This is a genomic window from Streptomyces sp. NPDC006372 (genome assembly GCF_040612515.1).
GTDB lineage: Bacteria > Actinomycetota > Actinomycetes > Streptomycetales > Streptomycetaceae > Streptomyces.
Map to the genome: position 1 here is coordinate 221,059 of NZ_JBEXQJ010000005.1, position 13,700 is coordinate 234,758.

The window sequence follows — 13,700 nt, forward strand, 5'->3', positions numbered from 1 at the left end:
AAGGTGACATGCAGCAACGCCGGGAGAAACCTTGAGCGTTCCGTACGAGACGGCAGCGTACGAACCCCACGACTCGCCCGAGTCTCCGGAGGAGCACCTCGCGCGACTCCTCGGCCGCGCCCTGAACTCCTTCGAGTTGCCCGACGAGACGATAAGGCGGCTCGACTGCGCGCTGGCGCACGACGGTTCGCTGCACTCCGCGCACCACAGCGAGGGCCTGCACCGGGAGACCTACCGGCACACCTGGCTCCTCGCCGACGGCTCGGCGCTCACCCTCTGGGAGCTCGTCCACAACACCGCACCGGGCAGCGAACCGCAGCACGAGGTGTACGTCGACGAGGAGGAACTGCGCGCCGCCACGGGCCGTCTGCCGCTGCCGCCGGACACCCCGGACTTCGAGCTGCCGGTGACGGTGCAGCTGTCCCCCGTCCCTACTCCCCGGCACGCCTATGCCGGGGAGGACTCGGCGGATCACGCACGCCGTTTACTGCGCCGCGCGGAGAACCCGGACCGGCCGGGCGCGGACACGGCGGCCCTGCTGGCCACGGCGTCCGGCCACCAGATCACCCAGGCCTTCGGCCGCCCGTGCCGCGCGGGCCGGGCAGGGCTGGGCTTCTCGCTCTACGAGCACGCCTTCCTGCTGCGCGACGGCGCGGAGGTCTCCCTCTGGGAGGTGGAGCACACGGCGACGCCGGACGGGCGGCACATGTGCGAGGTGTACGCCAGCGAGGACGCGGCACGCGAGGCGATGGAGCGCCGGGCGGCGCAGCTGTCCTAGATGCCTCTGCCGCGCAGCTGACGCACCAGCTCGGCGAAGGCGTCTCTCTCCCCCGGTGTCAGCTCCACGGACTCCGAGCGAGGCCCCGTCTGCCGCTGTTGCGGGAGGGCGGGGAGGGAGTGGCCTTCGGGCCACCGGGAGACGTGATCGGGCATGTGCCCCAGTAGACACCACGGCCCGGGACTTGAGTCCCGGGCCGTGATTTTCGTGATCTATCTCGCAGGTGGCGTGAACAGGTCACACGCCCCGAAAGGGACGTCCCGCAGTGGCCCTCAGGCCGCTACCGGCTGCTTGCTGTCCGCCGCGGGGGCGGCGGTGCCCTCGCCGGCTGCCGTGGCGGCGCCCGGGGCCTGCTTGCGCATGCCCTTCAGGACGACCACCAGGGCCGTCGTGACGCAGACGCCCGCGGCGATGGCGACCAGGTAGAGCAGCGGGTTGCCGATCAGCGGGACCACGAAGATGCCGCCGTGCGGGGCACGCAGGGTGGCGCCGAAGGCCATGGACAGGGAGCCGGTGATCGCGCCGCCCGCCATGGAGGCCGGGATGACGCGCAGCGGGTCGGCCGCGGCGAACGGGATCGCGCCCTCGGAGATGAAGGAGGCGCCGAGCACCCAGGCGGCCTTGCCGTTCTCCCGCTCGGTCTGGTTGAAGAGCTTGCCGCGCACGGTCGTGGCCAGGGCCATGGCCAGCGGCGGCACCATGCCGGCCGCCATGACCGCCGCCATGATCTTCATCGCCGAGTCGCTGGGGTTGGAGACGGCGATACCGGCGGTGGCGAAGGTGTAGGCGACCTTGTTGACGGGTCCGCCGAGGTCGAAGCACATCATCAGGCCGAGGAGTGCGCCGAGCAGGATGGCGTTGCTGCCGGACAGGCCGTTCAGCCAGTCGGTCATGCCCTTCTGCGCCTCGGCGATGGGCTTGCCGATGACGACGAACATCAGGAACCCGACGATCGCCGAGGAGATCAGCGGGATCACCACCACCGGCATGATGCCGCGCAGTGCCGCCGGGATGTTGACCTTCTGGATGGCGATCACCACGCCACCGGCGATGAGACCGGCCGCCAGACCGCCGAGGAAGCCGGCGTTGATGGTGAGCGCGATCGAGCCGCCGACGAAGCCGGGGACGAGACCGGGCCGGTCGGCCATGCCGTAGGCGATGTAGCCGGCGAGGACCGGGACGAGGAAGCCGAAGGCGACGCCGCCGATCTGGAAGAGCAGGGCCGCCCAGCTGTCGGCCTGTGTCCAGAGGAAGTGGTCCATCACCGACGGGGCCTTGTCGACCTTGTAGCCGCCGATGGCGAAGCCCAGGGCGATCAGCAGACCGCCCGCCGCGACGAACGGCACCATGTAACTGACGCCGGACATCAGCCACTTGCGCAGCTTGGTGCCGTAGCCCTCGCCGGATTCGCCGGTGCGCTCGACGGGCGTGGCGCCCGGGGAGCCGGAGGTGACCTCGCCTCGGGCGGCCTTCTCGCGGACCTCGGTGATGAGTTCGGCGGGGCGGTTGATGCCCGCCTTCACACCGACGTCGACGGTCGGCTTGCCGAGGAACCGCTCCTTCTCCCGTACGGGCACGTCGTGGGCGAAGATCACGGCGTCCGCCGCCGCGATGACCTCCGGGTCGAGGCGGGTGAAGCCGGCCGAGCCCTGGGTCTCGACGGTGACCTCGACGCCCGCCTCACGGCCGGCGTTCTCCAGCGACTCGGCCGCCATGTAGGTGTGGGCGATGCCGGTGGGACAGGAGGTGACGGCGACGATCCGGAACGGGCGCTCCTCGGGAGCTTCGGCGCCGTCGTCGGTGACCGTGGCGGCGGCGGGAGAGGCCGCTCCCGCCGACGCCACGGTGTCTTCGGAACCCGTCTCCACGGGGGTCTCGGCCTCTTCGGGCTCGTCGCCGCGGATCAGGGCCGCCGCGGCCGCCGTGTCGCCCACCGAGCGCAGGGCGTCGGTGAATTCGCTGTTCATCAGCTGCCGGGCCAGCGACGACAGGATCGTCAGGTGGGCGTCGTCGGCACCGGCCGGCGCGGCGATCAGGAAGATCAGGTCGGCGGGGCCGTCGGCCGCACCGAAGTCGATGCCGTCCGCGCTGCGCCCGAAGGCGAGCGTCGGCTCGGTGACGTGCTCGCTCCGGCAGTGCGGGATGCCGATGCCGCCGTCGAGGCCGGTCGGCATCTGGGCCTCGCGGGCGGCCACGTCGGCGAGGAAGCCGTCCAGGTCGGTCACCCGGCCCAGGGCCACCATGCGCTCGGCGAGGGCGCGCGCCGCCGCTTCCTTGGTGTCGGCGGACAGGTCGAGATCGACCAGGTCCGCGGTGATCATGTCGCTCATCGCGGGCTCCTTAGCTCGCGTATCGCCCGGTCAGTGGGGTGGGCGGGGAGGGGGACGGGGGTGGGGTGGGGGGTGACGGGGGCGGAGGCGGGGAGTAACGGGGTGGCTCGCCGCTCGCGGTCGGGTACGTCCTGCTCGAGGTGGGTCATGACACCGGCTCCTTCAGTACCCGGTCGGCCGGGATGTCGGCCGTGACCGTGACCGCCGCCGGATCGAGATCGCCCGGCTCCGGCATGACGCTGCCGGGCAGCTGGACGGCGGCGGCACCGTGCGCGACCGCGGAGGCGAGGGCTTCGGGGCCGCTGCCGCCGGCGATCAGGAATCCGGCGAGGGAGGAGTCACCGGCGCCCACGTTGCTGCGGACGGCTTCGACTCGGGCGCTGCCGAACCAGGCACCCTCGTCGGACACCAGCAGCTGCCCGTCCGCGCCGAGGCTCGCGAGCACGGCCCGGGCACCCATCTCGCGCAGTTCCTCGGCGGCCTTCACGGCGTCGCCGACGGTGGTGAGGGGCCGGCCGACGGCTCCCGCGAGTTCCTCGGCGTTCGGCTTGACCACGTCGGGCCGCTCGCGCAGGGCCTGGAGGAGGGCGGGCCCGGAGGTGTCCAGGGCGATCCGCGTCCCGGCGGCGTGCGCGCGGGCGACCAGGTCGGCGTACCAGGAGGGGGCGAGGCCGCGCGGGAGGCTGCCGCAGCAGGCGATCCAGGCGGCGTCGCGGGACTGCTGCCGTACGGTCTCCAGGAGGAGTTCGCGTTCGGCCTCGGACAGTTCCGGGCCCGGCGCGTTGATCTTCGTCAGGACGCCGTCGGACTCGGCGAGGGCGATGTTGGAGCGGGTGGCCCCGGCGACCGGGACCGGGGCGACCTCGATGCCCTGCGCGTCGAGCAGGTCGGCGACGAGCGCGCCGGGGGCGCCGCCCAGGGGCAGGACCGCCACGGTGCGCTGCCCGGCCGCCGCGACCGCGCGCGAGACGTTCACGCCCTTGCCGCCCGGGTCCATCCGCTCGCCGGTGGCGCGGATGACCTCGCCGCGGTCGAGGGACGGCACCTCGTAGGTCCGGTCCAGGGACGGGTTGGGGGTGACGGTGAGGATCATGCGCGCACTACTTCCGTGCCGCCGCGCTCGATGGCGACGGTGTCTTCGGGGCTCAGCCCGCTGTCGGTGATCAGCAGGTCCACATCGCTCAGGTCGCCGAAGCGGGCGAAGTGCTCCTGGCCGTGCTTGGAGGAGTCGGCGAGCAGCACCACGCGGCGGGCGGCGGCCAGGGCCGCGCGCTTCACGGCGGCCTCGGCGAGGTCGGGGGTGGTCAGGCCGTGTTCGGCGGAGAAGCCGTTGGCGGCCACGAACAGCACGTCGGCGCGGATCTCGCCGTACGCGCGCAGCGCCCAGGCGTCCACGGCGGCGCGCGTACGGTGCCGTACGCGCCCTCCGATGAGGTGGAGCTGGATGCCGGGGTGGTCGGCGAGCCGGGCCGCGATGGGCAGGCTGTGCGTGACGACGGTGAGGGAGGCCTCCAGGGGGAGGGCCGCGGCCATCCTGGCCACCGTCGTACCGGCGTCGAGGATCATCGTGCCCTCGCCGGGCAGCTCCGCGAGGGCCGCCTTGGCGATGCGGTCCTTCTCGTCGGCGGCCGTCGTCTCGCGCTCGGCGATGTCCGGCTCGAAGTCGAGGCGGCCGACGGGGATGGCGCCGCCGTGCACCCGGCGGACCAGGCCGGCGCGGTCGAGGGCCTTCAGGTCCCGGCGGATCGTCTCCGCCGTGACCTCGAACTCCTCGGCCAGCGACACGACATCCACTCGGCCGCCGTCACGGGCGAGCCGGAGGATCTCCTGCTGCCGTTCCGGTGCGTACATGTCTGTTCGCCTCCGCCTCGTGCCCGAACGTGTGGTTTCAGCGGGAGGCTACGCCGAGATTTCCGCGAAGTAAACAGGTTCGGACCCAATCGGGCATGATCAGAAATGGAAACGGGCCCGGCACCTCGTGGTGCCGGGCCCGTCCCCCGCTCTCAGACCAGCGCCGGCTCCTGCTCTTCGGCCACCGCCTGCTCCCCCTCGACGTGCTGCGCGGGCCGCTTCGGCAGGGCGAACATCAGCAGGAAGATGACACCCAGCACCCCGGCCACCCAGCCCAGCGCGTTGTGGAAGGCGTCCGCGAAGGCCGGGCCCACCTGGTCCGGGCGCAGACGGTCGCCGATCGTGCCGAAGAAGACCACCGAGACCAGCCCGAGCCCGAGCGCGTTGCCCATCTGCTGCACCGTGTTGATCAGGCCGGATGCCGAGCCGGAGTGCTCGCGCGGCACCTCGGAGAGGATCGCGTCGGTCAGCGGCGCGACGATCAGGCCCATGCCGACGCCCATCACCACGAGGGGCAGCGCCATCTGCCAGGGCGCGATGTCCAGGCCGTAGTGCCCGGACTCCCAGACGTAGAGCAGCACTCCGGCCGCCATCACCAGCGCGCCCGCCTGGAGCACCTTGCGCCCGAAGCGCGGCACCAGCATCTGCACGGACATCCCCGCGGCGGCCGACACGGCAATCGAGAACGGCACCCCGGTCAGCCCGGCCTTCAGCGGGCTCCACCCCAGACCGACCTGCATGTACAGCGTCCACACCAGGAAGAACACGCCCAGCGCGACCCCGAAGACGGTCTGGACGGCGATCCCGGCGGCGAAGCTCTTGACCCGGAACAGCGACAGCTCGACCAGCGGGGAGCCGTCCCGTACCGCCTTCCGCTTCTCGTACGCCACCAGCACCGCGAGGACGACCAGCGACCCGGCCATCGAGACGTACCCCCACAGCGGCCAGCCCAGCTCACGCCCGCGGGTGAGCGGGTAGATCAGCATCAGCAGGCCCAGCGTCACGAGCGCGACGCCCACGAGGTCCAGCTTCAGGGCACGAGGTGCCTTGGACTCCCCGATGAAGCGGCTGCCGAGGATCAGGCCCGCGACACCCACGGGCAGGTTGATCAGGAAGATCGACCGCCATCCCCAGCCGAACAGGTCCCACTCGGTCAGCAGCGCGCCGAGCAGCGGGCCGGACACGGCTCCGAGGCCGACGACCGCGCCGAACAGCCCGAACACCTTGCCCCGTTCGTGCGCCGGGAAGGTCGCGTGCACGATCGACAGCACCTGCGGCACCATCAGCGCCGCCATGCCGCCCTGCAGGATCCGCGACGCGACCAGCATCTCGGGGTTCACCGCCAGGCCGCACAGCGCGGAGGCGACGGTGAAGCCGCCGATGCCGATCAGGAAGATCCGCTTGCGACCGTGGATGTCACCGAGCCGGCCGCCGGTGATCAGCCCGGCGGCGAAGGCCAGGGCGTATCCGGCGGTGATCCACTGGATCTGGCTGAAGGAGGCGCCCGCCTCCCGCTGGATCGACGGGATGGCGATGTTGACGATCGTCACGTCGACGAGGTCCATGAAGGCCGCGGTCATCACGATCGCGAGGGCGAACCGGCGGCGGCGGTCGGTGCCGTCCCCGCCTGTGCTGAGAGGGGTCTCGGTGGAGGTCATGCTTCGAAGCTACTGGCCCATTAGGTCAGATCGTGTCCTAGTGGTGCGGCATCCTCATCGGTATGACGACGGACACACCCGCCCGGCTGCTGACGCTCCTCTCCCTCCTCCAGACGCCCCGCGAATGGCCTGGCGGCGAGCTCGCCGACCGGCTCGGCGTCTCCCGCCGCACGGTCCGGAGGGACATCGACCGGCTGCGCGAACTGGGCTATCCCGTGCAGGCCAGCAAGGGCGCCGACGGCGGCTACCGGCTGGTCGCCGGCAAGGCCATGCCGCCGCTGGTGCTGGACGACGATGAGGCCGTGGCCATCGCGGTCGGACTGCGCGCCGGGGCGGGGCACGCGGTGGAGGGCCTGGACGAGGCGTCGGTCCGGGCGCTGGCCAAGCTGGAGCAGGTGCTGCCCGGCCGGCTGCGCCACCGCGTGACCACCCTCCAGGCCGCGACCACACCGCTGACCAGCGGCGACGGGCCGAGCATCGCACCCGAGACGCTGACCGTGATGGCCTCGACGGTGGCCGGGCACGAGCGGCTGCGGTTCGCCTACCGGGCCGCGGACGGCACCGAGTCCCGCCGTCTGACGGAGCCGCACCGGCTGGTGTCGACGGGCCGCCGCTGGTACCTGGTGGCGTACGACATCGACCGGGACGACTGGCGTACGTTCCGCGTCGACCGGGTGAGCGAGCCGTTCGCCACCGGGGCGCGGTTCGCGCCGCGCGAGCTGCCGACGGGAAGCGCGGCGGAGTACCTCCGGCGGTCGATGCAACGGCACCAGGACTCCTACGACTTCGAGGTCACGTTCGCCGCACCGGCCGAGTTCGTCGCCGCCCGGCTGCCCAAGTGGCTCGGTACGCCGGAGTCGCTGGAAGGGCTGGAGGGCAGCCGCTGCCGGCTGCACGCGACCACGGCGGACTCGGTGCAGCACGTGGCGTTCCGGCTGGCCATGCTGGAGTGCGACTTCGTGGTGCATCAGCCGGAGGAACTCATGGCTGCTGTACAGGAGTTGGGGGCGCGCTTGAGCAGGGCGGCGGCGGGCGGGGGATGAGTCGTCGCCTCACGGCCTCATGAGCCGTGGCCTCACGCCCCCCCACGGGAAGTCCTTGAGCGCCGCGAGGTTCCGCCACGCCAGCCCCACGGGACCGCCCGGGCCCTCCACCGGTCCGTCACCCTCGGCCCAGCCCTCAAGGGCGGCGCGCACGGCGGCACTTGCGACGGCGGCGGTGAAGCGCAGGTCGGGGGCGGCGGCAACGTTGTCGCCACCGTCCGTCACGACGGGATCCCCTGCCGCACCGGCACGTGTCACCCGCTCCGTCAGCACCTCCCCCAGCATCCGCTCCGAGTCCTGACAGACCTCCGCCCACACCCTGCGCAGGGACGGGTTCGCCTCGGCAAGACGCAGCAGCGTGCGGATCCACTCCCACGAGGACGCGGAGACACCGGCGCCCGGGGTGAGGGTGTGCCGGACCCCGCGCTCCAGGGCCTGGAGCACGCTCGCGTCGGCGGGGGCGGCGCGCACCGCCTCCACCCAGCGCTGGGCGCCGACCGCGTAGAGCGGGGCGACGGCCTCCTCCTTGGTGGCGAAGTACCGGTAGAAGGTGCGCGGGGCGATGCCCGCGGCCTGGGCGATGTCCTCGGCGCGGGTGGCGCGCAGGCCGTGCCGTACGAAGAGGCCGGCCGCCGCCCGGGCGATCTCCATCCGCGTCTCGGCCTTCCGTCGCTCGGTCAGCGAGGCCTGAGGCGGGGTCTGGGTGGTGCTGCTGCTCGGGGTGGTGCTGCTCACGCCCGGCAGGTTATGCCCATGTGACACAATCTGCCATCCGGCGGGCCACCCCGTGGTTCAGGTACGGGGTGCCCCGCCCTTCAGCACCCCGCCGGTGGAGGAGCGGCCCGCGTACATGAGAGCCGGGCCCCGGCGCCCGGGGGGAGGGGCGCCGAAGCCCGGCCTTGGGAGAGTCCCGGCGCCGGGGGGAGTGCGACGGGACTTGGTCTCGGGGGCCATGGGGAGTGACCCCGGGCCCGAACTGGTGGGCCCGGAATGCTTGTTCCCTGAGCCCTGCGGGTTGAAGCGGCTTTACATCGCCATGTTTGCGCGGTCTTTCGCCACCCGGCGTACGCGGTGTCACGCAGCCGCGTCGAAACCGGTGCTGCGCGCCAGCTTCTTCAGCTCCAGCAGCGCGTGCTTCTCGATCTGCCGGATGCGTTCGCGGGTCAGGCCGTGCTCCTTGCCCACCTCGGTGAGGGTGCGCTCGCGGCCGTCCTCGATGCCGTAGCGCATCTTGATGATGGAGGCCGTGCGCTGGTCGAGGCGGCCGATGAGGTCGTCGAGCTCCTCGCTTCGCAGCAGCGTGAGCACCGACTGCTCGGGCGACACCGCCGAGGTGTCCTCCAGGAGGTCGCCGAACTGGGTCTCGCCCTCGTCGTCCACCGACATGTTCAGCGAGACCGGGTCGCGGGCCCAGTCGAGCACGTCGGTGACGCGCTCCGGCGTCGAGCCGAGCTCGGCTGCGATCTCCGTGGGCTCCGGCTCACGCCCGTGCTCACGGTTGAACTCGCGCTGCACCCTGCGGATCCGGCCGAGCTCCTCCACGAGGTGGACGGGCAGGCGGATCGTACGGGACTGGTCGGCTATCGAGCGGGTGATGGCCTGGCGGATCCACCACGTCGCGTACGTGGAGAACTTGAAGCCCTTGCGGTAGTCGAACTTCTCGACGGCGCGCACCAGGCCCGCGTTGCCCTCCTGGATCAGGTCCAGCAGCGGCAGGCCGCTGCGGGGGTAGCGGCGGGCGACCGCGACGACCAGGCGCAGGTTGGAGCGGATGAAGATGTCCTTGGCCCGCTCCGCGTCGGCGACCAGGGACTCGAGCTCCTCGCGGGTGGCTTCCGCCTTCGTCTCCTCTAGCCCGTCGAGGACCTGCTTCGCGAACACGCCCGCCTCGATGACCTGGGACAGCTCCACTTCCCTGGCGGCGTCGAGCAGCGGTGTGCGAGCGATCTCGTCGAGGTACATGCCGACCAGGTCGCGGTCGGCGATCTCGCCGCCATGGGCGCGAACACTGCTTGCCGCGTGGGCCGTCTCGCCGGTGGCGGACTGACGACGGGCGACGGCACGGGTTGCCATGCGTGCTCCCTTGCGTGGTGAGGTCAGCGGGTGGTCCTTCGGACGCTGGACTCCGTCTCCGGGACTCTCCGGACTCTCCTCGGGTGCCCTGCATCCGATGGAAACAACGACTGGAATCAGGACAGAATTCCCAACCGACCCCTCAATTTTTCTGATCATGCAGTACCCTGTCCGGCCACACAGGGAGGTCGAATGTCGACGGAGCGTACGAAAGTGCAGGTCAGGCCAGGAGTCGAGGATGACCTCGTGAGCCTCACAGCCCTCTACAACCACTACATTCGTGAGACGGCGTTCACATTCGACACCGAAATCTTCACTCCGGAAGAGCGCCGCCCTTGGCTGCTCTCCCACCCTGAAGACGGCCCGCACCGCCTGATGGTTGCCGTGACCCCTGACTCACAGGAGATTCTGGGGTACGCCACGTCCAGCCCTTTCCGCGCGAAGCCCGCCTATGCCACCTCCGTGGAGACGACGGTGTACGTCGCCCCGGGCGCCGGCCGCCGTGGTGTCGGCTCGCTCCTCTACGAGGCGCTCTTCGAGGCCTTGTCCGGCGAGGACCTGCATCGCGCCTACGCGGGCATCGCGCTGCCGAACGAGGCGTCCGCCCGGCTGCACGAGCGCTTCGGCTTCCGGCACGTGGGCACGTACCGGGAGGTCGGCCACAAGTTCGGCCGCTACTGGGACGTCGCCTGGTACGAGAAGGCCCTGCCGTGAGGGGATGAGGCCGGGCGCGATGGTCGGTGGCAGGGCGATGAGGCCGGGCGGGGCGGTCAGCCGTAGGGCGACGAGGCCGGCGGGGCGGTCAGCCGAACTGCACCGACCGCTTCGCCAGCCCCATCCAGAACCCGTCGATCACGGACTTCTGCGCGTCCAGCTCACCGGTCGCGTCGGCCGCGCCCATGGTCACGAACAGCGGTGCGAAGTGCTCGGTGCGCGGATGGGCGAGCTGCCCGGCCGGCGACTTGCGGGTGAAGTCGAGCAGCGCGTCCACGTCACGCGCCTCCAGCGCCCGCCGGCCCCAGTCGTCGAACTCGGACGACCAGGCGGGGACGCCGCCCTGCCGGAGCGCGGCCAGGTTGTGGGTGAAGAAGCCGGAGCCGACGATCAGCACGCCCTCGTCGCGCAGGGGGGCGAGCTTGCGGCCGATCTCCATGAGCCGGACCGGGTCGAGCGTCGGCATGGAGGCCTGGAGGACCGGGATGTCGGCCTCCGGGTACATCTCGACCAGCGGGACGTACGCCCCGTGGTCGAGGCCTCGGTCGGGGACGTCCTGGACGGGTATGCCGGGGGCGCGCAGCAGCTTCCGTACCGACTCGGCGAGCTCCGGTGCGCCGGGCGCGCCGTAGGTCACCCGGTAGTAGTGCTCCGGGAAGCCCCAGAAGTCGTAGACGAGCGGGACGGTCTCGGTGGCGCCGAGGGCGAGCGGGGCCTCCTCCCAGTGGGCGGAGACCATCAGGACCGCCTTGGGGCGCGGCAGGCCGGCCGACCAGGCGGCCAGTTCGCCGGGCCAGACCGGGTCGTCCGCCAGCGGCGGAGCGCCGTGACTGAGGTACAGAGCGGGCATGCGCTCCTGGGTGGCGGCGGACATGCTGCGGCTCCTTCCAAAACATGGTTCCCTAACAAAACTGTACGGGCCATTTGTTTAAAGTTCAAGGAGGCTCCGCGTAGAGTGGAAGACATGAAGGCACCCGCACCCGCACCGACTCAGGGCAGCACCGAGGAAGCCCAAGAGCCGCGCTGGCTCACCGACGAGGAGCAGCGCGTCTGGCGCTCGTTCATGGAGGGCGTCACCCTCCTCGACGACCATCTCGACCGTCAGCTCCAGCGCGACGCGGGCATGCCGCACGTCTACTACGGCCTTCTGGTCAAGCTGGCGGAGGCGCCGCGGCGGCGGCTGCGGATGACGGAACTCGCCATGCTGGCGAAGATCACCCGCTCCCGTCTCTCGCACGCCATCGCGCGTCTGGAGAAGAACGGCTGGGTGCGCCGCGAGGACTGCCCCGACGACAAACGGGGCCAGTTCGCGGTGCTGACCGAAGAGGGCTACGAGGTGCTGCGGCAGACCGCGCCGGGCCATGTGGACGCCGTACGGCAGGCGGTCTTCGACCGGCTCGACCCGGAACAGCAGAAGTCCCTCGGCGAGATCATGCGGATCATCGCCGAGGGACTTCAGCCGACCGAAGCGGGTGCGGACCTGCCCTGGCTCCGCTGACGCGGGAGCCGGGCAGGCCCTGGATTCCGTAGGTACGGGGCGTCCCCTTCCCCGTGCCTACGGATGGCCCTGAGTGGGTTTTCCGGTTTCCCGGTAGGCCGTCAGTGGGCGACGACCGGGACCTGCACCTCGTCCGCCACGTCCGTGTCCGAGCCGGAGCCGGTCACCGTGGTGCTGCCGGGCTTGCCGGCGTTGACGAAGGTCAGGGCGATACCGGCGGCCACGACGAGGATGCCGACGGCGAACCAGATGGCGCTGGTGTAGCCCTGCACCATGCCTTCCAGCTGGACCAGTTGCTGCTGGGACCGGCTGGTGGCCCCGGCGATGTGGTCGGCGACGTACGCCGTGGTCGCCGAGGCGGCGATGGTGTTCAGCAGGGCCGTGCCGATCGCGCCGCCCACCTGCTGCGAGGTGTTGACCATCGCGGAGGCGACACCGGCGTCCCGCGGCTCGACGCCCTGGGTGGCCAGGGACATGGCCGGCATGAACGCCGTACCCATGCCGAGGCCGAGCAGCAGCATCGCCGGCAGCAGCAGGGCCGCGTACGAGGAGCCGATCTCCAGCTGCGTCAGCAGCAGCATGCCGAGCGCGGCGACCAGGAAGCCGGGGCCCATCAGCAGGCGCGGCGCGACCCGGGTCATCAGACGGGTGCCGATCTGGGTGGAGCCCGTGATCATGCCCGCGATCATCGGCAGGAAGGCGAAGCCGGTCTTGACCGGGGAGTAGCCCTTCACGATCTGCAGGTAGTAGGTCAGGAAGAGGAACAGGCCGAACATCGCGATGATCGCGAGACCGAGGGAGAGGTAGATCCCGCCGCGGTTGCGTTCGGTGACCACGCGCAGCGGCAGCAGCGGGGCCTTGACCCTCGACTCGACGGCCACGAAGGACAAAAGCAGCACGGCCGAGGCGACGAACATGCCGACGGTCACGGAGTCGCTCCAGCCGTCGGACTCGGCGCGGGTGAAGCCGTAGACGAGGGCGACCAGGCCGAGCGTGGACAGGATGACGCCGGGGATGTCGAGCGGGGAGCGGTTGCGGCCGCCCTCCGGCTCACGGATGACGAAGTAGGCGCCGGCCGCGGCGACGATGGCGAACGGGATGTTCACGAAGAACGTCCAGCGCCAGTCCAGGTACTCGGTGAGGAAGCCGCCGAGGATCAGGCCGACGGCGCCGCCGCCACCGGCGATCGCACCGTAGATGCCGAACGCCTTGGCGCGCTCCTTGGCGTCGGTGAACATCACCGCGAGCAGGGAGAGCGCGGCGGGAGCGAGCAGGGCACCGAAGACGCCCTGGAGGGCGCGGGCGCCGAACATCATCGCCTCGTTGGTGGCCGCACCGCCGAGCGCGGAGGCCGCGGCGAAGCCGCCGAGCCCGACCACGAAGGCCTTCTTACGGCCCCACAGGTCGGCTATCCGGCCGCCGAACAGGAGCAGACCGCCGAAGGCGAGGGCGTAGGCCGTGACGACCCACTGCCGGTTGCCGTCGGAGATGCCCAGGTCCTGCTGGGCGGAGGGCAGGGCGATGTTCACGATGGTGGCGTCCAGGACGACCATCAGCTGGGCGAGCGCGATGAAGACCAGCGCTTTCCAGCGGCCCGGATCCGGTTCGGCCGGGGCGTTGAGGGCCTTTGAGGCTGTTTGAGACATGGAGGTACCCACTTCGGGACTTCGTGACGGAAAAAGGTGACGAAAAGTGACGGCTCGTCCTCGGGACGACCGCAGGGACTGTCGTTCAGCTTTCAGACCGGTGGGGCGG

The 13,700-nt window shown here is 71.3% G+C and carries 13 protein-coding genes; 4 read left to right on the top strand and 9 right to left on the bottom strand.

What is annotated here, in order from left to right; translation table 11 throughout:
• The first annotated feature begins 31 nt into the window (after positions 1-31).
• Positions 32-778 (top strand): DUF6227 family protein, encoded by a 747-nt coding sequence (locus ABZ016_RS12435; protein ID WP_356916520.1) that lies wholly within the window; start codon positions 32-34, stop codon positions 776-778.
• On the opposite strand, the gene ABZ016_RS12440 is transcribed toward ABZ016_RS12435, so the two are convergent.
• The 5 genes from ABZ016_RS12440 to ABZ016_RS12460 all read right to left on the bottom strand — a co-directional run bounded on the left by ABZ016_RS12440 (position 775) and on the right by ABZ016_RS12460 (position 6,617).
• Entirely contained in the window at positions 775-933 is a 159-nt protein-coding gene (locus ABZ016_RS12440) for a hypothetical protein (protein ID WP_356916591.1), read from the bottom strand. The genes ABZ016_RS12435 and ABZ016_RS12440 overlap by 4 nt on opposite strands.
• A gap of 117 nt (positions 934-1,050) precedes the next feature.
• A complete protein-coding gene (locus ABZ016_RS12445; protein WP_356916521.1) occupies positions 1,051-3,108 on the bottom strand; it encodes a fructose-specific PTS transporter subunit EIIC in 2,058 nt (685 codons plus the stop codon).
• 145 nt (positions 3,109-3,253) lie between these two features.
• Positions 3,254-4,201: a 1-phosphofructokinase gene (pfkB, locus tag ABZ016_RS12450; protein WP_356916522.1), complete on the bottom strand. Its 948-nt coding sequence runs from the start codon at positions 4,199-4,201 to the stop codon at positions 3,254-3,256.
• A complete protein-coding gene (locus tag ABZ016_RS12455; protein WP_356916523.1) occupies positions 4,198-4,959 on the bottom strand; it encodes a DeoR/GlpR family DNA-binding transcription regulator in 762 nt (253 codons plus the stop codon). Before ABZ016_RS12455 ends, pfkB begins: the two co-directional genes overlap by 4 nt.
• 152 nt (positions 4,960-5,111) lie before the next feature.
• Positions 5,112-6,617, bottom strand: coding sequence for an MFS transporter (locus tag ABZ016_RS12460; RefSeq protein WP_356916524.1), 1,506 nt, complete (start codon positions 6,615-6,617; stop codon positions 5,112-5,114).
• A gap of 62 nt (positions 6,618-6,679) precedes the next feature.
• On the opposite strand from ABZ016_RS12460, the gene ABZ016_RS12465 reads away from it, so the two are divergent.
• Positions 6,680-7,660: a YafY family protein gene (locus ABZ016_RS12465; RefSeq protein ID WP_356916525.1), complete on the top strand. Its 981-nt coding sequence runs from the start codon at positions 6,680-6,682 to the stop codon at positions 7,658-7,660.
• A gap of 9 nt (positions 7,661-7,669) precedes the next feature.
• On the opposite strand, the gene ABZ016_RS12470 is transcribed toward ABZ016_RS12465, so the two are convergent.
• A complete protein-coding gene (locus ABZ016_RS12470; RefSeq protein WP_356916526.1) occupies positions 7,670-8,395 on the bottom strand; it encodes a TetR family transcriptional regulator in 726 nt (241 codons plus the stop codon).
• 339 nt (positions 8,396-8,734) lie between these two features.
• Positions 8,735-9,733 carry a sigma-70 family RNA polymerase sigma factor gene (locus tag ABZ016_RS12475; RefSeq protein WP_356916527.1) on the bottom strand — a complete coding sequence of 333 codons (999 nt, stop codon included), beginning with the start codon at positions 9,731-9,733 and terminating at the stop codon, positions 8,735-8,737.
• 192 nt (positions 9,734-9,925) lie between these two features.
• On the opposite strand from ABZ016_RS12475, the gene ABZ016_RS12480 reads away from it, so the two are divergent.
• Positions 9,926-10,447, top strand: coding sequence for an N-acetyltransferase family protein (locus ABZ016_RS12480; protein WP_356916528.1), 522 nt, complete (start codon positions 9,926-9,928; stop codon positions 10,445-10,447).
• Positions 10,448-10,535: 88 nt separating this feature from the next.
• On the opposite strand, the gene ABZ016_RS12485 is transcribed toward ABZ016_RS12480, so the two are convergent.
• Positions 10,536-11,321: a class III extradiol ring-cleavage dioxygenase gene (locus tag ABZ016_RS12485; protein WP_356916529.1), complete on the bottom strand. Its 786-nt coding sequence runs from the start codon at positions 11,319-11,321 to the stop codon at positions 10,536-10,538.
• Positions 11,322-11,411: 90 nt separating this feature from the next.
• Between ABZ016_RS12485 and ABZ016_RS12490 the strand changes: the two genes are divergently transcribed.
• On the top strand, positions 11,412-11,945 hold the full coding sequence (locus ABZ016_RS12490; protein ID WP_356916530.1) for a MarR family transcriptional regulator: 534 nt from the start codon (positions 11,412-11,414) through the stop codon (positions 11,943-11,945).
• 101 nt (positions 11,946-12,046) lie between these two features.
• Here ABZ016_RS12490 and ABZ016_RS12495 read toward each other — a convergent pair whose 3' ends face one another.
• Positions 12,047-13,591, bottom strand: coding sequence for an MFS transporter (locus ABZ016_RS12495; RefSeq protein WP_356916531.1), 1,545 nt, complete (start codon positions 13,589-13,591; stop codon positions 12,047-12,049).
• Positions 13,592-13,700 lie beyond the last annotated feature (109 nt).